The 22639-nt window shown below is 40.0% G+C and carries 23 protein-coding genes; 4 read left to right on the forward strand and 19 right to left on the reverse strand.

Annotation, left to right across the window (positions count from 1 at the left end; genetic code table 11):
• Positions 1 to 64 precede the first annotated feature (64 nt).
• The 9 genes from HT725_RS04725 to tsaB all read right to left on the reverse strand — a co-directional run bounded on the left by HT725_RS04725 (position 65) and on the right by tsaB (position 7759).
• Positions 65 to 388 carry an AzlD domain-containing protein gene (locus tag HT725_RS04725; protein WP_004263021.1) on the reverse strand — a complete coding sequence of 108 codons (324 nt, stop codon included), beginning with the start codon at positions 386 to 388 and terminating at the stop codon, positions 65 to 67.
• Positions 378 to 1073 (reverse strand): AzlC family ABC transporter permease, encoded by a 696-nt coding sequence (locus tag HT725_RS04730; RefSeq protein ID WP_078135725.1) that lies wholly within the window; start codon positions 1071 to 1073, stop codon positions 378 to 380. Before HT725_RS04730 ends, HT725_RS04725 begins: the two co-directional genes overlap by 11 nt.
• Before the next feature lie 226 nt (positions 1074 to 1299).
• On the reverse strand, positions 1300 to 1584 hold the full coding sequence (locus tag HT725_RS04735) for a hypothetical protein (RefSeq protein WP_000415011.1): 285 nt from the start codon (positions 1582 to 1584) through the stop codon (positions 1300 to 1302).
• 201 nt (positions 1585 to 1785) lie between these two features.
• Positions 1786 to 3009: a hypothetical protein gene (locus tag HT725_RS04740; protein WP_000603362.1), complete on the reverse strand. Its 1224-nt coding sequence runs from the start codon at positions 3007 to 3009 to the stop codon at positions 1786 to 1788.
• Positions 2990 to 3952, reverse strand: a complete 963-nt coding sequence (locus HT725_RS04745) for a ThiF family adenylyltransferase (protein ID WP_050271616.1) — start codon at positions 3950 to 3952, stop codon at positions 2990 to 2992. Before HT725_RS04745 ends, HT725_RS04740 begins: the two co-directional genes overlap by 20 nt.
• A gap of 719 nt (positions 3953 to 4671) precedes the next feature.
• Positions 4672 to 5535: an XRE/MutR family transcriptional regulator gene (locus HT725_RS04750; RefSeq protein ID WP_050271615.1), complete on the reverse strand. Its 864-nt coding sequence runs from the start codon at positions 5533 to 5535 to the stop codon at positions 4672 to 4674.
• 106 nt (positions 5536 to 5641) lie between these two features.
• Entirely contained in the window at positions 5642 to 6652 is a 1011-nt protein-coding gene (gene tsaD / locus HT725_RS04755) for a tRNA (adenosine(37)-N6)-threonylcarbamoyltransferase complex transferase subunit TsaD (protein ID WP_000655024.1), read from the reverse strand.
• Complete coding sequence (gene rimI, locus HT725_RS04760) at positions 6642 to 7079, reverse strand: ribosomal protein S18-alanine N-acetyltransferase (protein ID WP_050271613.1); 438 nt, start codon at positions 7077 to 7079, stop codon at positions 6642 to 6644. The genes tsaD and rimI overlap by 11 nt, the downstream gene beginning before the upstream one ends.
• Positions 7076 to 7759, reverse strand: a complete 684-nt coding sequence (gene tsaB / locus HT725_RS04765) for a tRNA (adenosine(37)-N6)-threonylcarbamoyltransferase complex dimerization subunit type 1 TsaB (RefSeq protein WP_050973708.1) — start codon at positions 7757 to 7759, stop codon at positions 7076 to 7078. Before tsaB ends, rimI begins: the two co-directional genes overlap by 4 nt.
• A gap of 177 nt (positions 7760 to 7936) precedes the next feature.
• Here tsaB and cibA point away from each other — a divergent pair, with 177 nt between their 5' ends.
• Both cibA and cibB read left to right on the forward strand, forming a co-directional pair.
• Positions 7937 to 8122 carry a fratricide two-peptide bacteriocin subunit CibA gene (gene cibA, locus HT725_RS04770; protein ID WP_000180841.1) on the forward strand — a complete coding sequence of 62 codons (186 nt, stop codon included), beginning with the start codon at positions 7937 to 7939 and terminating at the stop codon, positions 8120 to 8122.
• 1 nt (position 8123) lies between these two features.
• The gene (gene cibB, locus HT725_RS04775; RefSeq protein WP_000974044.1) at positions 8124 to 8276 is read left to right on the forward strand and encodes a fratricide two-peptide bacteriocin subunit CibB; all 153 of its coding nucleotides are present in this window, start codon (positions 8124 to 8126) and stop codon (positions 8274 to 8276) included.
• A 323-nt stretch (positions 8277 to 8599) separates the two neighbouring features.
• Here the strand turns inward: cibB and HT725_RS04780 are convergent, their stop codons facing one another.
• Positions 8600 to 8815: a hypothetical protein gene (locus HT725_RS04780; RefSeq protein ID WP_050973707.1), complete on the reverse strand. Its 216-nt coding sequence runs from the start codon at positions 8813 to 8815 to the stop codon at positions 8600 to 8602.
• A gap of 280 nt (positions 8816 to 9095) precedes the next feature.
• Here HT725_RS04780 and HT725_RS04785 point away from each other — a divergent pair, with 280 nt between their 5' ends.
• Together HT725_RS04785 and HT725_RS04790 are read left to right on the forward strand one after the other, a co-directional pair.
• Positions 9096 to 9329: a DNA-dependent RNA polymerase subunit epsilon gene (locus HT725_RS04785; RefSeq protein ID WP_000639572.1), complete on the forward strand. Its 234-nt coding sequence runs from the start codon at positions 9096 to 9098 to the stop codon at positions 9327 to 9329.
• 1 nt (position 9330) lies between these two features.
• A complete protein-coding gene (locus tag HT725_RS04790; RefSeq protein WP_060805918.1) occupies positions 9331 to 11010 on the forward strand; it encodes a ribonuclease J in 1680 nt (559 codons plus the stop codon).
• Between the two features lie 37 nt (positions 11011 to 11047).
• On the opposite strand, the gene mnmG is transcribed toward HT725_RS04790, so the two are convergent.
• From mnmG to HT725_RS04835, 9 genes are all read right to left on the reverse strand, one after another.
• A complete protein-coding gene (gene mnmG, locus HT725_RS04795) occupies positions 11048 to 12961 on the reverse strand; it encodes a tRNA uridine-5-carboxymethylaminomethyl(34) synthesis enzyme MnmG (RefSeq protein ID WP_173253154.1) in 1914 nt (637 codons plus the stop codon).
• Between the two features lie 9 nt (positions 12962 to 12970).
• Complete coding sequence (locus HT725_RS04800; protein WP_173253155.1) at positions 12971 to 13426, reverse strand: NUDIX hydrolase; 456 nt, start codon at positions 13424 to 13426, stop codon at positions 12971 to 12973.
• A 140-nt stretch (positions 13427 to 13566) separates the two neighbouring features.
• A complete protein-coding gene (gene mnmA, locus HT725_RS04805) occupies positions 13567 to 14688 on the reverse strand; it encodes a tRNA 2-thiouridine(34) synthase MnmA (protein WP_001282954.1) in 1122 nt (373 codons plus the stop codon).
• 314 nt (positions 14689 to 15002) lie between these two features.
• Entirely contained in the window at positions 15003 to 16397 is a 1395-nt protein-coding gene (argH, locus tag HT725_RS04810) for an argininosuccinate lyase (RefSeq protein WP_173253156.1), read from the reverse strand.
• A gap of 28 nt (positions 16398 to 16425) precedes the next feature.
• Positions 16426 to 17622 (reverse strand): argininosuccinate synthase, encoded by a 1197-nt coding sequence (locus tag HT725_RS04815; RefSeq protein ID WP_004242043.1) that lies wholly within the window; start codon positions 17620 to 17622, stop codon positions 16426 to 16428.
• 16 nt (positions 17623 to 17638) lie between these two features.
• Entirely contained in the window at positions 17639 to 18445 is an 807-nt protein-coding gene (locus HT725_RS04820; protein WP_173253157.1) for an ABC transporter substrate-binding protein, read from the reverse strand.
• 206 nt (positions 18446 to 18651) lie between these two features.
• Positions 18652 to 19293, reverse strand: coding sequence for an ABC transporter ATP-binding protein (locus tag HT725_RS04825; protein ID WP_000571036.1), 642 nt, complete (start codon positions 19291 to 19293; stop codon positions 18652 to 18654).
• The gene (locus tag HT725_RS04830; protein WP_173253158.1) at positions 19290 to 21398 is read right to left on the reverse strand and encodes a bacteriocin-associated integral membrane family protein; all 2109 of its coding nucleotides are present in this window, start codon (positions 21396 to 21398) and stop codon (positions 19290 to 19292) included. Before HT725_RS04830 ends, HT725_RS04825 begins: the two co-directional genes overlap by 4 nt.
• A gap of 150 nt (positions 21399 to 21548) precedes the next feature.
• Positions 21549 to 22136 carry a hypothetical protein gene (locus HT725_RS04835; RefSeq protein ID WP_112444496.1) on the reverse strand — a complete coding sequence of 196 codons (588 nt, stop codon included), beginning with the start codon at positions 22134 to 22136 and terminating at the stop codon, positions 21549 to 21551.
• Between the last annotated feature and the right edge of the window lie 503 nt (positions 22137 to 22639).

A 22639-nucleotide genomic window follows, 5' to 3' on the forward strand; every position in this document is an offset into this window, starting at 1 on the left:
AAGTCAGTAACCATATATACGGCAAGGTAAAGCTGACGTGGTTTGAAGAGATTTTCGAAGAGTATTAAAAGACCAAACGCAAGACTGCAATTAAGACCACTCCAAAGAGAACTGTTCCGACTAGATTGCGGTAGCGAAAGGCTACCCAAGCTGTTGGAAAGACGGCTAAGAAGTCCAGCCATTTGATTTGAGGAAAGCTCCCAACCTTGCCTGTCACTACGCTTGAAAGAATCAAGGCAAAGATAATAGAAACGGGCAAGAACTTCAAAAAACGTTCAACAATCGCAGGCAAACCCTTATACTTGACTAAGATGAAGGGAATCATACGGGGAATCCACGTCACCAAGCCAGAGAAAATAACTGCTAATAAAAGATACTTACTGACCATCTAAAACCACCCCCATTGTACAACCAAGTAGCGTCGCAAAGAGAACAGCTAGCGACTGAGACACCACTGTCAAGAGTAAAAAGAAGGACACCGCAACAACTGCTAGGATAATGAGCAAATTGCGGACAGGAATCCGTCTTTGCATAATCTGGAATTGCGAAGCAAAAATGCCGATAAACATCCCAACTAGGGCAAAATCTAAACCAAAGATTTCTGGATTTGGCAGCAGGCCACCCAGAGCCGTTCCGACCACTGTTCCCACAAACCAAGCCACATAACTGTTGAGATTGTTCCCGTGCATCCACATAGGATTGACCTTGTCTGCATGGGCCAATTCGCCCATCAAAACACCATAAGTCTCATCCGTCAAGATACTAGACATACCGATATTGTGCCAGAGACTAGTATGACGAAAATAGGTCGACGCATGCAAACTCAACAAAAAGAGACGCAAATTGATCAAAAAAACCGTCATAGCAATAGCTGCCACAGGAGCTTGAACCGCAATCAGTGCCAGCATGGCAAACTGGGCACTCCCAGCATAAACAAAGAGGCTCATCAAGCCCATCTCCACAGGTGTCACATAGGGCGCACCAATAATCCCACAGGCCAGGCCGATACTGACATAACCAAGTGCCGTTGGCATAGCTGCCTGCGCCCCCTCCCAAAATCCTTTTTCTTTCATCTTTCTCCTCATATTGTCTTAATAAATGGGCTGAAAAGGCTCCAGCCACAGCATGGACTATTATAACATATTCAGGAAAGAGAAAAAAGTCTGCTGATTGTAATCAGACAGACTCCATTTTATTCTATAGTATCAAAAACAAGACTTGGTTTGGCATTGAAATCCAAGTCTTGCTCATATTCAGATTCATCCATTATGCGATGCTCATGCCGTATTTTATAATGAATCATATTTTAAAAATACCAGACCACACTACTCCCTGCTTATATTTAGCTTCTTTCTTTTGGACAAATTTTGCCAAATCCAATAACTCTGTCGGTGGTTCACCTTTAAAGCCCAATAATTCTTTAGAGACGGCAAATGAGAGACGTACAGCTAGCAAATCTTCACTAGTACTAGAGAACTGTTTTGCTGTTTCCAGCAATTGCTTCCTAAATTCTTCCGTCAAGCTAATTTCTTTATTATTGTACAGGGAATGAATTAAAATTTGTAACTGACTCTGTTTTTCCATCGTTTACCTCATTTTATCTAGGACGCCAAGGACCATATTTAGCCCAACCATCCACCATAACATTTACAGTGTGTTCCAAATTAGAAATATATTGTACAGACTTCCAGTTGCTAGGTGAAATTTCGTTTCTTTCATGGACACCTCTAAAAATTTTTAGAAGTTCTTTTCAAATAATCATGCAACATTCATATAAAATAAATTTTAACAATTAGTATCATTCTTTTTGAAAAAATTACAAATAACTAATAAATAAATTCCTATAGATAGTGTAAATCCATTTATTAAAATACCCAAAATTTTTATATCTGTATAAAATTGAGGAATAATCAAAAATAGAATGGCAAATAAAGCATATAAACTTGAATTAGTCGAATATATCAATCCCATAGTGTCGTATCTATACTCTGAGTAAATCATTTTTTCAAACATATTTCCTGATATACCTATTAAAATAAATGCTAAAAAAAATAACAACAACTTTATTAACGGAAATGGAGTAATAAATACTAGCATGAGTGCTAATCCAGATACAGTATAATCAATAAAGAAAAACATTTTATACGGAATTCCCACTCTAGGAGCCAAAATTGCTCCTATCAAATCGGCAAATCTTTGAGCTCCTAGTACCAATCCCAAATATTGAATAGGTATGCCTTCTGATAAAAGATACAGTGGCATTAAAGTTAAAAGTAGATCTGTACCCCCACTTAAAATTGACTCTGTAACTACTATAAAAGAGGCAAATTTTGATTCTCGAAAAGCAGAAACAGTTTCCAAAAATTGGAAAGAAGAATTACTTTCCAAATCTACCTTTTCAGGTCGAACACTTTTAGTATTGTTTTTGGAACCGGGCAATCTGATTTTAATCATAAAATAAATAGCAGCCACAAAAAACGGAATACTTAAATTAAAAACAACAAAATAAGATAGAAGCCCTAATAGTAGAGATGCAGTTAAATTACTAATAATATCTAACACATTTGATGCCAAGTATTGAACATCTATCGATTTCTTTATTAGCATGTCATCATTATTTAAAGTTTCTGGAACAATTTTCATCTGCAGTGTATTTAATAAATTAGTTGATAATGCGAACAAAAAATTCAATACATAGATATACACAACACGAAAATGATACCTTAAACACAGAATTGTAATCACAATTATAATAAACTGGAGAATCTGGAAAATCACTAGCCAAATTTTATCTCTCTGAATTTTATTTATAAAACTTCCATAAAAAACAGCAAGCAAATTTGGGATAAAACCAATTAGAGTAAATAGAGATAACTGTCCTGCCTCAATATGATATACACTTACTAACCCTATCGATAAAGCAATAAAGTAAAAACTATCTGCAATATTCCTAGACGATCTACCTAATATTAAATTTATAAAATTTTGGCTAAATTTTCTTAATATCATGCTTATAAACCTCAAAATTCATGCAATCGATTTGAATATAATCCGTTAAATTCAATAATCCTGTTAAAGTATCTAATACTTTATAAGATATGATTGATGCAGCCATATATGATATTGGAGAAATAACACTATACGGTATTCTACTATCCAAAACATGATCATCTGTTATCATAAAGTCCCTATAAAACTCCCTCAATGAAATAGTTTTGCCCGGAATAATATGTAGGTAGTTTATTACCGTAGATGCATATGAGCCAACAATAATAGGTCTCGTATATTTATGAGCTAAATCATCAAACCAGTAGTCTATCTCTATTCTAGGAGTATCTGCACAGCATAAAGCAATGTCAAAATTATAATCTTTAAAAATAGTTTCTAAGTCATTCTGACACTCTAACTTCCTATAAATAGTTGTCACATTTGAATCAGAAATCTCTTGAATATGCTGTTTTATTATGTCTATTTTTAGCTTACCAATATCAGATTTCTTAAAGGATGTTTGTCTAGTAAGATTTGACTCTTCCACAATGTCAAAATCTACTAATATGAAATTACCTATACCTAGACGAGCTAAAATTTCGACTGTTGTTGATCCAATACCCCCTACACCAACAATTAAAACTGTTGAATTTAATAATCTATCCTGATACTTACTAGGGTCTAAATTTTCTGACAAATCAACCCACTCAAAGAAATTAATATTTCGGGAATATTTGGAATTATCATATTGATTACTAGTCACTAATCCCATAGATATCATCGACTCAACAACTTGTTTTTCTCCATTAGACAACAATTTTATATCAATGTCATTATCTAATTTTTTTATTAAATTGATGTTCTCTTCATTAAAATCAATCTCCCTTACAAGAGAAGCATTACCAAAACCAAATTTTATTTTATCTTTAAATATATACGGTTGAAGAGTTCTCTTTATTCTCATTTAGATCCTCCTAATCAAAAACTATTAAAAGATAAACAACAAATAGGAGTTTGGAAAATATTTTCCTAAACTCCAAAATTATAAATACGAATACAACTCATTTATAATTTCTATCCATATAATAAATTAAAATACAAAAAACTTATCGACTTCTAAAATTCAGTTAAAATCTTAATAGCATGCAGATATTAACTTTTAAACATTATGAATATCATCATTCTTCACAATTATTAAGATTTAAGATTTTTTGTATAATATCCGTTGCATTTGCAGCAAAATATATATTAATTAGAATTTTTGTCGTATATGTTTATCTTGATTTCAATCCACTATATCTAATCCAAAGTTTATCTTTTCTATCCTATAGATTGCTATTATTTAACTAACGGCCACCTAAACGATGCCCTTGAAATGAATATGGTACAGCAGACATTGTTTCTCCTCCAATTATTTTTCTTTGTAAACCACTTATGCGACCTAGGATTTGCTTCAAGTACTTTACAAGAACACTATAACACGAAAATTGGCGTATTTGAGAAAATCGCATATTTGATATTTTTTCTTATAGAAATTTCTGATTTGCGATTTTAGTGGATTTGATTATTTCACTGGTATAATAAAGTTATTACTAACAAGGAGGGATATAATGATGAAGAAAAGAAAAATCCAACTGATACTCCTGCTTATTTCGGAGTGGGTTATCGTCTTCCCGTTTCTAATCAATCGATAAGTTCTTTGTATTGCTGAAAACGCAATTCGAAGAGGGCTGTTAATTGTGAATTTTCTAATACTTGCAGAGATTGGATAAAGTGTTCAATCTCTTTTTGATTACTTCCTTTGGTTTGAAGAAATATACTCATTTTCTTTAAAAATTGCCACGATAATTTCTCAAAAACATCGTATGGACGGAGCATACTCTCCAGCTCTGCTTCAAAGATTGGGATATAGGAGAAAAGCTTGCGCTCCATGAGCTCTGATAAGATATTTAATAGTCCTTGCTTCATATACAATCGATTGTGTACTAACTCTTTAAATTCTTTGGATTTTTCAAGCAAAGAGGTTGATAAAAAAATCAGATCTTGATTGCTTAGGAAGGGCATGGTATTGCAAAAAAGATAGAGTTCAAACCAGGTCCAAGACTCAATAGCATAGAGATAAGTAGTCAAAAACTCCCTATCCTCCTCTGTTAGCAGATAGCTCTTATTTAAGGAATGAATAGCATTTTTAATCACAATGGCATTCAAACAACGATAGGTCTCTGCCATCTGTCCTTGCTCGACTTCCTCCAACAGTTGCTCTAAGCCAGCTATATCTTGGTGGGCAAAGCGATCCACAACCCTCCTACCAATCTGCATATGTGGAGATTCTTGATAGTTGTTGAGTTTGTGCCCAAACTCATCAAAATTCATATTGATCCCTTGGATGGCTAGAATCAACTTATCCGCAGATAGCATAGACTGCCCTAGTTCAAACTTGGACAGCTGAGAAGCTGTTAGTCCAGCACAAGCCACATCTGACTGCTTGAGCTTTCTAGCCAAGCGCAACTCCTTGTAAAATTCTCCCAATTCCATTCTCTCGATCATCTTACCACCTCCTAGCTTTTGCATATTATATCATTATTTTTATAGTTTTGTCAAAATATTCTGACACTTTGGTGATTGAAAAAGCCAGCCTTAAGCTGACTCCATTTTATTCCATGGTATCAAAAGCGAGACTTGGTTTGGCATTGAGGTCCAAGCCTGAGAAGTTTTCTTTGTTCCACTCACTGACGCTGGCATAGGCAATCATTCCTGCATTGTCTCCGCAGAGGCGCAGAGGTGGGATGATGACATTGACATCTGTGATTTCAGCCGCCAGGCGTTCTCTGAGACCTTTATTGGCTGCCACACCACCTGCCACGACAAGGGTTTTAACAGGGTATTTCTCCAAAGCCTTCTTAGTTTTTGCCATAAGAATATCCAAGACAGCTGCTTGGAAGGAAGCACACAAATCCTCTGTGGACAAGCTCGCTCCCTTTTGCTCGGCATTGTGGTGAAGATTGATAAAGGCAGACTTCAAACCAGAGAATGAAAACTCCAGATTATCTTCCTTGATCATGGCACGAGGGAAATCATAAATATCCTGTCCCTGATGAGCTAGCTCGTCAATCTCACGACCAGCAGGATAGGTCAAGCCCATGACACGGCCGACCTTATCATAGGCCTCGCCAACCGCGTCATCTCGCGTTTCCCCAACAATCTTGTAGTCACCAGCCTCCGAAACATAAACCAACTCTGTGTGTCCACCGCTAACCAAGAGGGCTAGCAAGGGAAACTCCAAAGGCTCTACATTTTGAGCTGCCATGAGGTGACCAGCCATGTGGTTAACAGGGATAAGTGGAAGTCCATGTGCCCAAGCAAAGGCCTTAGCAGCTGACAAGCCAACTAGCAAGGCTCCGACCAAGCCTGGTCCATAGGTAACTGCCACAGCTGTCACATCCTCTTCTGTAATCTCTGCTTCTGCTAGCGCCTCCTCGATACAGGCTGTAATGACCTCGACATGGTGACGACTGGCTACTTCAGGCACTACGCCCCCAAAACGTTTGTGACTCTCAATTTGACTAGCAATGACATTGGACAAGAGCTCATCGTCGTTTTTCAAGACGGCAACACTAGTCTCATCACAGGATGTCTCAAATGCTAAAATATATCTATCCTTCATCTATTTCTCTCTTCATAATGATGGCGTCCTCGGCTGGATCATGGTAGTAGGCCTTTCGCTCAGCGATGACTGCCATCTTTTCTTTCTTGTAAAATGCTTGCGCTCGGTGATTTGACTTTCTGACTTCGAGGAAAATCTCCTTGTCTGTCGGCAATTGAGCAAACAAGGCTGACGCAATTCCCTGACCCTGATAGGTTTGTTTGACAGCGATTTGCAGGACTTCTGCTTCAAAAAGATTCTCCTGTACAGCTAGAAATCCAATCACTTCGGCCCCATCATAAGCTAGAACATACCAAGTCTGATCTTGGGACAGGTCTGCTTGGATTTGCTCCAGCGTCCAAGGACTGACTGGGTAAACAGCTATCATAACAGCGTAGATGGCTTGAGCTAGGTCAGGCTGTTGTTGGATTCGTTTGATTTCTATCATAGGCGTTTAATGTAAGACTCGCCAGATTCAGTGTGATTCTTGAGCCAGTTTTCCTCAGCCTCGACACGCTTGAGGTAGTTCGGCACAAAATCATGCAAGGAGTCTGCTTCCTTGTCCCAGGCCCAGAGAGCTAGATTGGCTGCATTAGGCAAGGTTTCTTTGAAATTAGTCCTTGGCAAGTGTTCTTGAATCTGCTCCACAAAGGGGGCAACTTCTCCGACAAAGGTTATCTGACTAGCGCCCTTGATTAGCTCAATCACTCTCTCAAAGGAAAGGTGCGCTTCTGGCATGACAGGTTTAGCATTTTCATAAAATCCTGCGTACACATTATTGCGACGCGCATCCATCAAAGGAACGAAGAGACCTTCTTGTTGGTAGGGCACCAGAGCCAAGAGGCTAGACATACCAACCAACTCAATGTTCAGAGTATGAGCCAAAGTCTTGGCAGTTGCGACCGCAATTCGCAAGCCTGTGTAGCTACCTGGTCCTTCCGCCACCACGATTCGGTCCAAGTCCTTGGGAGTCCAGTCCAAACTCGTCATCAAAAAATCGATGGCAGGCATGAGGGTAATACTGTGATTTTTCTTGATGTTAATAGTAGTCTCAGCAAGAACCTGCTTGTCCTCTAAAATAGCGAGAGAAAGAGCCTTGCTGGACGTATCAAAAGCTAATACTTTCATAACACATTCCTATCTTTTTGTCTGCTTACTATTATACTACAAAAGCTGGCACATGGGAATTTTCTTTGCCCCTAAACAAGAGTGCCCTCACTTAACTAAAAATAATTTAAAAAAATGTTCACTTTTCCTTTTCTTTTACGAATATAAAAGTGAACAAGAAAAAAGGAGGAAAGTTCAATGACAAATTTTGACGTTCTTGACAATCAATTTTTATCCTTATCTGAAAATGAATTATCAGATATTGATGGCGGTCTCGCTCCCTTGGTTATCTTTGGAGTAGCAGTATCTTGGAAAGCTATTGCAGGTGGAACAGCACTTATAGGTTCTGGTTTGGCAGCTGGTTATTTTTTAGGAGGAGATTAATATGATGAAAGATTTGAACAACTATTGTGAAATTTCTAATAAGGAATTGCAAGAAATAAAGGGTGGCTTTGGTGTAGGTGTTGGTATCGCTTTATTTATGGCAGGTTATACCATTGGAAAAGACCTTCGTAAAAAATTTGGTAAGTCATGCTAAATAAAAAACACATTTTTAGAAAGATAAATTTTATTATCTTTATCTCTTACAGTTTGCTCAGCATTCTCAATGATTTAAACATGACTACTATCCCTTTACCAATTGATTTATCTGTTTGTATTGTTTTATTTTTATGCTTCAACTCTATTTTTGAACAGAAGAATCATTAACATAAAACTAATAAGCTATGAAAATTCGATTGTCATGTCATTTTAGAAAAATGCAAAGACCACCTCATCTTGATAGATGGGGTGGAATTTTCCTGTCGTAAATCTACTATCTCTACATCCCCAAACAAAAATGCCCCAGCATGAGCAGGGCATCTAAGCATTTAATCCAAAGTAAAATACAAACCAAACGACATAGGTTACGAGGAGGAGAAAAATCGAGTAGAGAGTCACAAAGGTAATTTTCCACAAGAACTTGCTTTGTCGTTGTTCCAGTTTGGCAAATAGAAGATTCCCCGCATAAACGCAAGCAACAAAAACAATAAAAGCTACCAAGCGAGCTCCGATAGCAAAAGCAAATAAGTTATACATAGGGCAACCTCCTTGACTTAAAAACTATATGGAATTATGACAAGCAATAAATTTCACTTCCGTTATCAATATAACACATTTTCTTCGTTTTTGCAAGCGCTTACTAAAGGAATTATCCCATGACTTTCTCGTTTCCGTCTTTTACTAATTTTTCATTTTGTGGTATAATTGAAATAATTGTAACGAATCAAGGTCAATCTAGACACAAAATGGAATGAAATCAAACAAATCTATGCTAAAAGTTTGGAATAAGCTGACCTGTAAAATAGAAAGGAACTATATGATTTACAAAGTTTTTTATCAAGAAACAAAAGAACGTAGCCCACGCCGTGAAACAACACGCGCACTTTACCTAGACATCGATGCCAGCTCAGAACTTGAGGGTCGCATCGCTGCTCGCCAACTTGTCGAAGAAAATCGCCCAGAGTACAATATCGAGTATATCGAACTCTTGTCTGACAAATTGCTAGATTACGAAAAAGAAACTGGCGCCTTCGAAATTACGGAGTTCTAATATGGCCTACACTCTTAAACCTGAAGAAGTTGGCGTTTTTGCCATCGGTGGTCTGGGAGAAATCGGGAAAAACACTTACGGAATTGAATACCAAGACGAGATTATCATCGTCGATGCTGGGATTAAATTCCCAGAAGATGACTTGCTGGGTATCGACTACGTCATTCCTGATTACTCTTACATTGTAGACAATATCGATCGCGTCAAGGCTGTTTTGATTACCCACGGACACGAGGACCACATCGGTGGGATTCCATTCCTACTCAAGCAAGCAAATGTCCCAATCTATGCTGGACCACTTGCCTTGGCTTTAATCCGTGGTAAACTCGAAGAACATGGCCTCCTGCGCAACGCCAAACTTTACGAAATCAACCACAACACTGAGTTGACCTTTAAAAATCTCAAGGCAACTTTCTTTAGAACGACTCACTCTATTCCAGAGCCTTTGGGGATTGTCATTCATACTCCTCAAGGGAAAATCGTTTGTACGGGTGACTTCAAGTTTGACTTAACACCAGTTGGTGAACCAGCAGATTTGCACCGTATGGCTGCGCTTGGTGAAGAAGGCGTGCTCTGTCTCCTGTCTGACTCAACAAATGCAGAAGTGCCAACCTTTACCAACTCTGAAAAAGTCGTTGGCCAGTCCATCATGAAGATTATCCAAGGCATCGAAGGACGTATCATCTTTGCATCCTTTGCCTCAAATATCTTCCGTCTCCAACAAGCAACAGAAGCCGCTGTTAAGACTGGACGTAAGATTGCGGTCTTTGGTCGTTCGATGGAAAAGGCCATTGTCAACGGAATTGAGCTTGGCTACATAAAAGCTCCAAAAGGAACCTTTATCGAGCCAAATGAAATCAAAGACTACCCTGCAGGAGAAATTCTGATCCTCTGTACAGGTAGTCAGGGCGAGCCTATGGCAGCCCTCTCTCGTATCGCCAACGGAACCCACCGTCAGGTACAACTCCAACCCGGTGATACCGTTATCTTCTCTTCAAGTCCCATCCCTGGAAACACTACTAGCGTCAACAAGCTGATTAACATCATTTCTGAAGCTGGTGTCGAAGTTATCCACGGTAAGGTTAACAATATCCATACATCTGGACACGGTGGCCAGCAAGAGCAAAAACTCATGCTCCGCTTGATTAAGCCAAAATACTTCATGCCTGTCCACGGTGAATACCGCATGCAAAAAGTCCACGCTGGACTAGCGGTAGATACTGGTGTTGAGAAGGACAATATCTTTATCATGAGCAATGGCGATGTACTTGCCCTTACTGCTGATTCTGCTCGTATCGCAGGCCATTTCAACGCCCAAGACATCTATGTCGATGGAAATCGTATCGGTGAAATCGGTGCTGCTGTCCTCAAAGACCGTCGTGATCTATCCGAAGACGGTGTCGTTCTAGCAGTCGCAACTGTTGACTTCAAGTCTCAAATGATTCTGTCTGGTCCAGACATCCTCAGCCGAGGCTTTGTCTACATGAGAGAATCTGGCGACTTGATTCGCCAAAGCCAGCGCATCCTCTTCAATGCCATTCGTATCGCACTGAAAAATAAGGATGCTAGCGTGCAATCTGTCAATGGTGCCATTGTCAACGCTATTCGCCCCTTCCTCTATGAAAATACAGAACGTGAACCGATCATCATCCCTATGATCCTCACACCAGATGAAGAATAAATCATAAAACAGCCCCGATTTTCGGAGCTGTTTTTCTCTATGCTTTCTTTTCTTGATTTTTAGAAATACTACGATTTTTACCTTCCAGATACACCATCAAAATAGAAATATCTGCTGGGTTTACTCCCGAAATACGGCTAGCTTGACCAATAGTTTCTGGATTGATAAGTTTGAACTTCTGGCGAGCTTCTGTCGCGATAGAATCAATATCATCCCAGTCGATATTGGCTGGAATGCGTTTTTCTTCCATGCGTTTCATCTTAGCAACCTGGTCCATGGCTTTGGAAATATAGCCTTCGTACTTGATTTCTGTTTCAATCAATTCGATAATCTTGTCATCCAAGTCCTCTGCAGCTGGTCCGATGAAGGCTACCACATCTTGGTAAGAAACTTCTGGACGGCGAAGGAATTCCTTGGCTGTCACTGCATCGGTCAACGGTTTAAAGCCCATCTCCTCAACCTTGGCATTTGTTTCCTTGACTGGCTTGAGTTTGATACTATCTAGGCGCTTCATCTCATTGTCAAATTGATTTTTCTTAATTTCAAAACGAGCCCAGCGTTCATCATCCACAAGGCCAATCTCGCGTCCCATCTCGGTCAAACGCATATCAGCATTGTCATGACGGAGGATGAGGCGGTATTCAGCTCGACTGGTCAAGAGACGGTAGGGTTCAATGGTTCCCTTGGTCACCAAGTCATCAATCATCACCCCGATATAACCATCACTCCGCTTCAAAATCAATTCAGGCTTATCTTGGATTTTCAGAGCCGCATTGATCCCAGCGATAATCCCTTGACCTGCTGCCTCTTCGTAACCTGACGTTCCATTTGTCTGACCAGCAGTGAAGAGACCTGAGATTTTCTTGGTTTCCAAAGTCGCACGCAACTGATGAGGCAAGACCATATCGTACTCAATGGCATAACCTGTTCGCATCATCTCTGCATTTTCCAACCCTTTGATGGAATGAACCAACTCACGTTGGACATCCTCAGGCAGACTAGTTGATAGTCCTTGGACATAGACTTCCTCAGTATTGCGCCCTTCTGGCTCAAGGAAGAGTTGGTGGCGTTCCTTGTCCGCAAAGCGCACAATCTTGTCTTCAATTGACGGGCAGTAACGAGGCCCCACTCCCTTGACCACACCTGTAAACATAGGCGCACGGTGGAGGTTGTTTTGAATAATCTCATGACTGGTACCATTGGTGTAGGTCAACCAGCACGGTACTTGGTCTTTAACATAATCTTCATCACGTGACGTGTATGAGAAGTGATTAGGTGCTTCGTCTCCTGGCTGAATTTCTGTCACATCGTAGTTGATAGAAGAAGCCTTGACACGTGGAGGCGTTCCTGTCTTGAAACGACCGATTTCGAGGCCCAATTCCTTGAGATTGTCAGCTAGGTTAATAGAAGCTAGGCTGTGGTTAGGACCTGATGAGTACTTGAGGTCTCCGATGATAATTTCCCCACGGAGAGCCGTCCCTGTCGTCACGATAACAGCCTTTGAAGCATACTCTTGATGGGTCGCTGTACGAACACCGACAACCTTACCATCTTCCACCAAAATCTCATCAATCATGGTTTGACGAAGGGTCAGATTTTCTTGATTTTCAACTGTCTTGCGCATCTCCTTAGAGTAAAGTTCCTTGTCAGCCTGCGCACGAAGGGCACGAACAGCTGGCCCCTTCCCGGTGTTAAGCATCTTCATCTGGATGTAAGTCTTGTCAATGGTCTTGGCCATTTCACCACCGAGGGCATCGACTTCACGCACAACGATCCCCTTGGCAGAACCACCTATAGAGGGATTACAAGGCATGAAAGCCAGCATTTCAATGTTGATAGTCGCAAGCAAGACCTTACAATCCATACGGCTAGCAGCTAAGGAAGCCTCGACCCCAGCATGTCCCGCACCGATTACAATAATATCGTATTCTTCAGTAAAATTATATGTCATGTTTCTCTCCTATTCCTCAAGATGAATGTGTCTTAGTTGGCCGTCCCAATCTGGCAGGGCTATTTTTAAAAAGGCTGGAACTAGATTGATACCCTCAAGCTTGTCTATGTCAATCCATTCACAGGGCTGCCTTTTCTCATCTTCCTGCATGGTCAATGGGGCATCTTCAAGCAAATCCACCAGATAATGAAACTCGATATTGTGATAGGAAACACCGTCCTGTTCAAAACGATTTTCAACTACGAAAGCTAGCTGTCCAGCTTGAGCTTTTACACCCAGTTCTTCCCTCACTTCACGGACTACCGCGTCTTCCGTGCTTTCATTGACTTGAATCGCACCGCCGATAGTGTAATACTTACCCTTATCTTTGGTGACTAGAAGCTTGCGATTTTGGACAATCAAGGCTGTCGCCCGAACACCAAAAACCGTATTGTCTACTTTTGTCCGAAAGTCTTGTTGAATCATTCTTGTCCTTTCCTCTAAACGACACAAAAACAGTCAAAACTCCAAAGAAGTGCAGGACAAAAAAGCCTGCAACATCCATGAGCTTTGACCATCATTTCTATTGCTTTTATTATTGTAGCAAATTGAGAAAATTTGTCAATCTAAATGTACTGACAAACTTGTCCATCGCGGTAAGCATTGTCAATCAGGCCACCACCTAGACACTCTTCGCCATCGTAAAAGACAACTGCCTGTCCTGGTGTAATCGCGCGTTGCGGTTCTGCAAAGATGACCTCTGCCTTGTCTCCTTTGACATGGACGGTCACCTTAGAATCAGGCTGACGGTAGCGGAATTTAGCCGTACATTCGAGCGTAAACTCTTCTGGCATTTCACGAGTAAAGTGGACTTGACTGGCTTCTAGGCTGGTTGACATGAGCGAATCATGGTAGAAACCTTGGCCTACATAGAGGATATTCTTGCTCAGGTCTTTTCCGACAACGAACCAAGGAGCATTGTCACCGCCGTGTTGTCCACCGATACCGAGACCACCACGCTGACCAATCGTATAGTACATAAGCCCAGCATGCTCGCCCATATCGCGACCATCCACAGTCATCATGCGACCAGGCTGAGCTGGTAGGTAGTTGCTGAGGAAGTTTTTAAAGTTCTTTTCTCCGATAAAGCAAATCCCTGTCGAGTCTTTCTTCTTAGCAGTTGCAAGGCCTGCTTCTTCTGCTAGTCTGCGAACTTCAGGCTTTTCCAAATGTCCTAGTGGGAACATGGTTTTTTGAAGTTGTTCTTGCGAAAGCTGGCTGAGGAAATAGGTCTGGTCCTTGCCATTGTCCACGCCACGAAGCATATGAACAGTACCATCTTCATCACGCGCTACTCGGGCATAGTGCCCAGTCGCTACATAGTCTGCCCCCAAGGTCATGGCATAGTCCAAAAAGGCCTTGAACTTGATTTCCTTGTTACACATAACATCTGGGTTTGGCGTGCGCCCTGCACGGTATTCCGCTAGGAAATACTCAAAGACGCGGTCCCAGTACTCTTTTTCAAAATTAACAGAGTAGTAGGGAATGCCAATCTGGTCTGCCACCGCAGCCACATCCTTGTAATCTTCGGTCGCCGTACAGACGCCGTTTTCATCTGTGTCATCCCAGTTCTTCATGAAGATACCGATCACATCGTAGCCCTGCTCCTTGAGAAGAAGAGCCGTCACCGACGAATCAACACCACCACTCATCCCCACAACAACACGTGTTTTAGAGTTATCACTCATGGTAAGTCTCCCATCTATTCGTTTATTTATACCCCTCAAAATTCTATTTACTATGACTTTCAATAGAATTTCTTCGAGTATAGTCTTTTCGTTTGCTTTTAGGACTAGGCAACGAGTCGCAGGCATAACTTGAGTTAGGTAAGACGAGTTAACGACGTAATAAAAGATAAACGAAATGACTAGTTCACGATTGAAGGTCGTGTGTGCTTTAACGATTGAAGGTCGCTTGAGCAGTATTCATTATAACATGCTTGGTTAGAGAAGACAAGAAAGAGGCTGTCAATCGACCAACCTCTTATTCTGAACCTATCAATCTAGCACTTTCTAGCTTCATTCGCTTTCTTAGCGACTGCAATTTGGTATTTCACTTGGTCAAATCCTGTACCTCCCAAAGAATTTCGTCTTTGAACAGCAGTTTTAGGTTGCAAGTAGACATAGATATCCTCGGCAATGAGGGAATGATAGGTTTGCAATTCCTCCAGAGTCCAATCTTGAATATTTTTAGCAGACTTGATAGAGTCTAGCACTAATCTTCCCACAACCTCATGAGCTTCTCTAAATGGCAAGCCTTTCCCTGCCAAATAATCTGCTAACTCAGTTGCATTTGAAAAGTCCTTCTCTGTAGATTCTTGCATTTTTTCCTTGTTTACCTGCAAGCTGGATAACATACCTGCCAATACATCGAGGGAATTTAAAATCGTTTCGACCGTATCAAACATTCCTTCCTTATCCTCTTGCAAATCCTTATTATAAGCTAAAGGCAAGGACTTCATGACTGTCAATAGTCCAAACAGATTTCCATAAACTCGACCAGTCTTTCCTCGAATCAACTCAGCCATATCTGGATTTTTCTTTTGGGGCATAATAGAGGAACCTGTTGTAAACGTATCTGACAAGGTAATGAATTGGTACTCAAAGCTACACCAATTGATCATTTCTTCACAAAAACGGCTCATATGCATCATGAGTATGCTGGCATTAGACAGAAATTCTAAGATAAAATCGCGGTCACTAACAGCATCCAAAGAATTTGTATAAGGTTGCTTAAACTCTAACAAATCGCTAGACAATTGGCGATCAATGGGGAAAGTCGTTCCTGCCAAAGCTGCCGCACCTAGAGGGCATAGGTCTGTATGCTGCTGGTTAAATTCAAAACGTTCACTGTCTCTCTGAAACATATTGTAATAAGCCATCAGGTGATGGGCAAAACTAATAGGCTGGGCATGTTGCAGATGGGTATAGCCCGGCATGATCGTCTCTACATGATTTTCCGCCAAGTCTAATAAAACACCCTTGAGATGAGCCAGTTTATCTAGGACATGGCCTAGTTGCTCCTTGAGATACAAGTGCATATCTGTCGCAACTTGGTCATTTCGAGAACGAGCTGTATGTAACTTCCCTGCAAGGGGACCAATTTTTTCTGTCAGAAACACTTCCATATTCATATGAATATCTTCGTTTGCGATATCAAAGTCAAGTTGACCTGCCTCTAGCTCTTCTAAGAGTTCTTTCAAGCCTGCTTGAATCTTTTCTGACTCCTTCAAACTCAAAATGCCCGTCTGACCCAACATCTGAACGTGGGCTAAGGAACCAATCACATCAAATTTAGCTAATTTCTGGTCAAAAGATATACTCGCACCAAAGCGCTCTACCCAGTCTTCGACAGTACCTTCAAAGCGACCACCCCATAATTTTGTATTCTTAGCCATATCACATCCACCTCTCTATCCAATCGCCCTATTTGGCGCTTTTTTGAACCTCAGAATGAACCTTGGTTGGAAGTCCCCACAACTTAATAAAGCCAACAGCTGCATCTTGGTCAAAGGTATCTGCACTGGTATACGTCGCCAAATTTTCATCGTAAAGTGAATTTGGTGATTTCCGAGCCACGACCTGAGCGCTTCCCTTATAGAGTTTGACTTTTGCAGTCCCATTGACAACTTTTTGAGTCTCTTTAATATAAGCAATCAAGGCTTGCGTAGCCGGACTAAACCACAAAGCATTATAAATGAGATTTGATAATTCATTTTCTATGATTGGTTTAAAATGAGCCACTTCTCTCACAAGCGTCAAGTCCTCAATTTCCTTATGAGCTGTCAGCAAGGTCACTGCACCTGGACACTCATAGATTTCTCTTGATTTAATCCCAACTAAGCGATTTTCCACGTGGTCAATCCGTCCGACCCCATGTTTTCCAGCTATTTCATTGAGTTTTTGAATCAAATCCGCCAATTTTAACCCTTCTCCATTGAGGGAAACTGGAACACCTTCACTAAACTCAATCTCAATGTATTCTGGCGTATCTGGAGCTTGCTCTGGAGAAGTTGTGATGCCAAAGGCTTCTTCTGGAGCCTGATTCCATGGATTTTCCAAAATACCACACTCATTGGCACGTCCCCAAAGATTTTGGTCGACAGAGTAGGGATTGTCAAGGTCAGCAGGAACAGGTACTCCATTTTCCTTAGCATAATGAATTTCTTCCTCCCGTGACCATTTCCATTCACGAACTGGCGCAATCACTTTTAGATTGGGATCCAAGGCTGCAATCGATACTTCAAAACGCACTTGGTCATTCCCCTTACCTGTACAACCATGAGCAATTGTAGTCGCTCCTGTCTGATGCGCGATTTCAACCAATTTTTTAGAAATAAGAGGGCGGCTCAAGGCAGATACCAAGGGGTACTTTTGTTCATAGTAGGCATGTGACTGGAGAGCCACTAGCACATAATCTGTAGCAAATTCGTCCTTAACATCAATAACATAAGATTCGACTGCCCCAACCTTGAGAGCCTTATCATGGATGAAATCTAAGTCTTTCCCTTCACCCACATCCATACAAACTGCAACAACATCATAGTCTTTCTTTAGCCAGGTAATAGCAACTGATGTGTCTAAACCGCCAGAATAGGCCAAAATTACTTTTTCTTTACTCATGTTCTTTTCCTTCTTTCTATTTTTCAATAGATGCTTTAAAGGCATCCTCAATGAGTTTGTCTAATTCCCCAGAATCCTTCAACTTTTGAATGGTTTTATCGACTGCCTCTTTTAATTCCTTGCTATCTTTTTTCATGGCGACCGCGTAGGAATCATCTTGCTCTTTTTCAAAATTGAGGTCTGCGATTGCTAAATCAGGATTATTTTCCACAAATCCCTTGGCAACTGGTTCTTCAAAGATAACGGCATCCACTTGTCCTGATTTTAAATCTGTAATTAAATTCCCATTTTTAGGCAGAGATACGAGGGATGAATTTTGTAGCAAATCTTTCGCCATCGTTTCTTGAATCGAACCTTTCTGCGCTCCAACCTTTTTCTGCGCCAAGTCATTTACAGACTGATAAGTGGCCAAGTCAGATTTTTTGACAATGAGCTTATTTTTTGCAGTATAGTAGGGAGTTGAAAAATCGAACACCTTGCTCCGTTCATCTGTCTTAGAAACACCAGATATGGCAAGATCGGCTTTTCCTGATTGAACACTAGCCAGTACATTGTCAAAACTCATAGGAGATAGTTCCAATTCGACACCTAGTTCTGTTGCGATAGCCTTGGCTAATTCGATATCTGAACCCACAATCTGATTTTTCCCATCAACCACTTTTTGGTATTCAAATGGAGCAAAATCTGGATTGAGGGCTACAACCAATTTCCCTTTGGACTTGATGGCTTCAATTCCAGCCGATTGATTGTTACTACAAGCAAATAGTAGGGGGAGCATCACTAAACCAAACATCGTCATCAACACCTTCTTCATCTTATTCATAACAAAGCCTCCTTTATGTTTATTCCTTTTGTTTGTATAAATAATACACCTATCTTCATCCTTTGTCAAGCCTAAATTGTAATTTTTTTCAATTTAAAACAGAAAAACCTAGGAAAATTACATAAAAATGTCATTCCTAGGCGTATTTATGCTATTTCTCTCTGAAAAATATGAGTATTCAGTCAGTCAAATAAAGCTGAACGAACTCATTTTCCCTCGCCCAATTCAATGATACGATGACATTGTTGGGCTACATAAGCATCGTGGGTCACAATAATAACTGTTTTCCCTTCTCGATTCATCTCTAAGAGAAACTTCAAGACCAAATCTCTATTTTCAGGATCCAGAGAACCTGTTGGTTCATCGGCTAAAATCAGCTGGCTGGGTTTTAAGATGGCTCTAGCAACTGCAATTCGTTGTTGTTCGCCACCAGACAACTCGGAGACCTTTTGGTGCAAAGTAGCTGACAAACCTACTCTCTCTAAAATCTCTTCCACCTTTTTGAGTTTGTCTTTCTTAGACAATTTCACATATTTCAGCGCCAGCATGAGATTGTACTCGACCGTTTCATCATCAATCAGGGCAAAATTTTGAAATAGATAAGAGATATGTTCACGGATTATTGTTTGTGACTTGGCAGAATTGACCGCTAGATTTGTCTGACCAAAAATCTCATACCGTCCGCTATAATCACCATCTATCAAACCTAATAAATTTAACAAGGTTGACTTACCACTACCACTTTTTCCAACGATGGCAACCAAATCTCCCTGATCAATCCTGAGAGATAAGTGATCCAAAATCACTTTTCCCCCAATGGTTTTGGTAATATTTTCCAACTCAATCATAAGATGCCCCCTTTCAATAACTCTACTAGACTTCTTTTCTCCATCCTAGAAGCCAAGCCTAGCACAAATAGTATATCCAGACATGTAAAGCCTGCAAACAGCAGAAATGGCAAGAACGCATGGGCAAAGAAAATCAAGACTAGAAGAGGCAGACTATAGCCCAGCAAGAGCAGAACGAGGAGAGGACGGTAGCGATCGACCAGTTTCCACCCCATAAACTTCTTGGTGATAATATCCCTGCGCTTCAACAAGAAAGTAGTAACGAGTAAAAAGTAGGAGACAATCATACTGAGAAGAGCAAATAAGGCAAAAAGAACGTTAAAATTACGAACAGAATCCCGATAGGTATCAACTATCCCCTCTTGAATGGCTTGAATAGATGAAAATTTTAAATAATTTCCATCTGACAATTTCTCAACTAACTCTGTAATCTCTTTTTGATGTTGAACCGTATTTTCAATTTTAATCGGATTATTTAAGCCAGTTGTTGACAGGGAGGCTTTCTCATCCCACATCATATCAGAATCATTGACCAAGCTAATAATTGGATTGGAGAGATTTTCCTTTCGCTTATCACTATATGGGAAAAATGACCAATCTCCTTCATAATAGGCAATCTCGACATCCATCTCCTCTATCGTTCGTTTTTGCTGCTCTTCATACTTCATCGAATGAAAGGCAATTAACTTCCCCAAGAGCTGATTTTTATCTTCTTCACCTTTCGTACTTGCTGGCATCAAAATAACTTTTTTAATACCGGTATCTGGTAGCTTGAATCCCTTGCTCTTTAGAAAATTGCGATTGGCATAGTAAACATCCACCGTATCTGTTAACTGATATTGCTGAATCTGTTCTGATTGGACAAAATTTTTTACAGGAAGACTGCTACTCTGCACATAGCCCGCCTGCGTTTTTTCTACCAAATCCTGATAAAATCGATAGAAATAATCTGTAGATTTCGCTGACCCTGCTAGCTCTTCTTGCCACAGGTTATCATTGAGTTTGAAGGTTTCTAAGGTCAGGTAATTGCCTTGGCTTACCCACTGTTGCTGATAAGCAAGTTCTTTGTTTTCTTGTTCTAAACTTCTGCCCACCCCAATCAGTAAGGCCGTCAGTAAAATAGTTGTCCCTATTTTCATCACATAATTGAAGATGAGACCAAGTTTGACAGATGAAAAACCTTTCAACATGGAACTGACTGTCATTTTCTGAATCATCAGGTAGGTCAGCCAACTGATGAACAAATACAACTGTAAAAGCAGAAATTGGGATAAGAGTAAACTTGGGAACAAAAGTTTTGGTCTATAGTCCAGCACTAAAAATAGTCCCAAGTCAATGATAAGACTTCCACCCAAGAGAAGATAAAAATTAGTCTTTACAAAACCAGCTAAAATCGCTCTACTTTGAAAACCAAGTAACTTTTGAACCCCCACTCGTTTCATCTCCATCATCGGCTGATAAACTGTCATTAAAATCACAAGTAAGATTGCCAAGATAAAGATAATGATAGATAGCAACAAAGCTTGATTTAGCACTCCAACCTGACTTCGGTAAGTGGGTTCTAATAAAATCGTCTTATCTATCTGGAAAAAATCACTCCACTTTTGTAGAATGGTATCGCGATCTATCTCTTTGCTGGAGGTAATCATGTAGCGCCCATTTACAGTATGGGATTTATCCTCAATATAGGATTGGAAGGTCTGGAGTCGAATGAGTTTCACCTTTAAAAAGGTGGGAATGGTTCCTAGATTATTGGGAAGATCCTGGTTGCTGTAGACCCCCTTCTCATTCTTTGAAAAATCAAGAGAAGTCAGACCGAACTCCTGATAGGGGAAGGTTTCCTTATTAAAAACACCAGCCTTGACGGCTTCATCGCCATTATCTACTTTGATAATAGAGACCTTGTCTTGATTTGCAACCTCTTCAAAAAACTGGAGAATCGTTTCTGTCGGTTTAGTGACATCTTTCAAGTACAAGTCAAATGAATAGGTTGTCTTGCCCATCTCCTGAATCCGCACTATTTCACGTGTAACATTTACATTCAGGACAAAAAACGTAGTACACAGCAAGAGCAAGAGCATACAAAGATGACTGATTTTTTTCATAGAGATACCTCCCGTGAAGAGACGAAACTGGAAAAAAACTAACTTTCCAATAAAGCCACACAGTGATTCTCTCAGCTTAATTGTGTTCAAGGCTGAAAACACTGTGTGGTTTTTGAATGTTTAGAGGTTAGTTTTTTGAGCAATCGTCTATCAAAATGTCCGTTTATCTGTCAATAATCCGAGAAAATCTTGTCGTTTCAAGTCGGAGAAATGTTTGGTAGAAAGACTTCCTTTTTGAAGTCCATCATCTCTAACCTGCAAATAATAGCTATGTTGGCTTGTTTTAATTGTCAAAAAATCGCCAAATATAAAAACTCTTTTCCAGTTGCGAATCTCAAATTCTTTCATCTCTGATTTTGGAATGCGGATAAGTCCTTGTCGCAAATCACGATGGTGCTCACTTGTGAAAGTCATCCCATTCCCAAGATTTCTTATCAGTAGTTCATCTGGAGTCACCATCACCAGCGCTATTTTAGTTAAGAAAATTTCAACTGTTGGTGGTAAAATCGCCAAATTAAACCAGGGATGTAGGTAGCGATAGGCTAAGAAATAATGAGGCTCCTCACCCAATCCTAGTTGTTTATATAAGGCCTTGACCTCACTATCTAACCTCGCTTCAAAAGACACATCCGAATGCGCTTCTTCCTTCTTCTGATTAAAATAACGCATCCAGACTAGGAAACCTATAAAGACTAGGACAAATATTCCTGATAAAAGATATTTTAAATTGTAGTTCATTACTTAACCTCCTGATTAACTTTTCCGCCTAAAACAGAGGCCTATCTATTTTGAAAATAGTTCCATAACAACTTTAAATAAAACTGGTGACATTGTATCAAGCTAGAATTCTTTCTTTTCTAGCTGCATCATAATTCTTTGCTGAATACAAGGTTAAGGGTACTGTATTTGTTAACGCTTACACAATCCCTATTTTACCTATATTATAAATCAACATATATAACCTGTCAAGTAATTAAAGAAAAATATTAAATATTTTCAAGTAGTTTCAGTCTTGAATACAATCAAGTTGAAAGGAATACCGTGTGGTTTTTGAATTTTTGAAGTTTCATAGGTCAGTTTGTTGGATAATGTTATAAGAAAATTCATGCTCATCAATAGAAGGCTTAATTCCCTACAATTATCTGTTTACCTCTGTTATACATTCTAATTTTCTTTAGTCAGCGCAACATCTTTTTATTTTTTGCTAGATTTTGAGACGGTAAATAATACTAAATGAAACT

Origin of the sequence: Streptococcus sp. 2579 (assembly GCF_013277195.1) — a bacterium.
Classification (GTDB): Bacteria; Bacillota; Bacilli; order Lactobacillales; family Streptococcaceae; genus Streptococcus.

Coding starts and splice junctions, on each gene's coding strand:
- mnmA (WP_001282954.1), bottom strand. CDS start 14,688: ATGAGTGATAACTCTAAAACACGTGTTGTTGTGGGGATGAGTGGTGGT.
- HT725_RS04740 (WP_000603362.1), bottom strand. CDS start 3,009: ATGATATTAAGAAAATTTAGCCAAAATTTTATAAATTTAATATTAGGT.
- HT725_RS04750 (WP_050271615.1), bottom strand. CDS start 5,535: ATGATCGAGAGAATGGAATTGGGAGAATTTTACAAGGAGTTGCGCTTG.
- tsaB (WP_050973708.1), bottom strand. CDS start 7,759: ATGAAAGTATTAGCTTTTGATACGTCCAGCAAGGCTCTTTCTCTCGCT.
- HT725_RS04725 (WP_004263021.1), bottom strand. CDS start 388: ATGGTCAGTAAGTATCTTTTATTAGCAGTTATTTTCTCTGGCTTGGTG.
- HT725_RS04800 (WP_173253155.1), bottom strand. CDS start 13,426: ATGATTCAACAAGACTTTCGGACAAAAGTAGACAATACGGTTTTTGGT.
- tsaD (WP_000655024.1), bottom strand. CDS start 6,652: ATGAAGGATAGATATATTTTAGCATTTGAGACATCCTGTGATGAGACT.
- HT725_RS04835 (WP_112444496.1), bottom strand. CDS start 22,136: ATGAACTACAATTTAAAATATCTTTTATCAGGAATATTTGTCCTAGTC.
- HT725_RS04730 (WP_078135725.1), bottom strand. CDS start 1,073: ATGAAAGAAAAAGGATTTTGGGAGGGGGCGCAGGCAGCTATGCCAACG.
- HT725_RS04780 (WP_050973707.1), bottom strand. CDS start 8,815: ATGTATAACTTATTTGCTTTTGCTATCGGAGCTCGCTTGGTAGCTTTT.
- HT725_RS04825 (WP_000571036.1), bottom strand. CDS start 19,293: ATGATTGAGTTGGAAAATATTACCAAAACCATTGGGGGAAAAGTGATT.
- HT725_RS04745 (WP_050271616.1), bottom strand. CDS start 3,952: ATGAGAATAAAGAGAACTCTTCAACCGTATATATTTAAAGATAAAATA.
- HT725_RS04735 (WP_000415011.1), bottom strand. CDS start 1,584: ATGGAAAAACAGAGTCAGTTACAAATTTTAATTCATTCCCTGTACAAT.
- HT725_RS04830 (WP_173253158.1), bottom strand. CDS start 21,398: ATGAAAAAAATCAGTCATCTTTGTATGCTCTTGCTCTTGCTGTGTACT.
- cibB (WP_000974044.1), top strand. CDS start 8,124: ATGATGAAAGATTTGAACAACTATTGTGAAATTTCTAATAAGGAATTG.
- HT725_RS04790 (WP_060805918.1), top strand. CDS start 9,331: ATGGCCTACACTCTTAAACCTGAAGAAGTTGGCGTTTTTGCCATCGGT.
- mnmG (WP_173253154.1), bottom strand. CDS start 12,961: ATGACATATAATTTTACTGAAGAATACGATATTATTGTAATCGGTGCG.
- cibA (WP_000180841.1), top strand. CDS start 7,937: ATGACAAATTTTGACGTTCTTGACAATCAATTTTTATCCTTATCTGAA.
- HT725_RS04820 (WP_173253157.1), bottom strand. CDS start 18,445: ATGAATAAGATGAAGAAGGTGTTGATGACGATGTTTGGTTTAGTGATG.
- HT725_RS04785 (WP_000639572.1), top strand. CDS start 9,096: ATGATTTACAAAGTTTTTTATCAAGAAACAAAAGAACGTAGCCCACGC.
- argH (WP_173253156.1), bottom strand. CDS start 16,397: ATGGCTAAGAATACAAAATTATGGGGTGGTCGCTTTGAAGGTACTGTC.
- rimI (WP_050271613.1), bottom strand. CDS start 7,079: ATGATAGAAATCAAACGAATCCAACAACAGCCTGACCTAGCTCAAGCC.
- HT725_RS04815 (WP_004242043.1), bottom strand. CDS start 17,622: ATGAGTAAAGAAAAAGTAATTTTGGCCTATTCTGGCGGTTTAGACACA.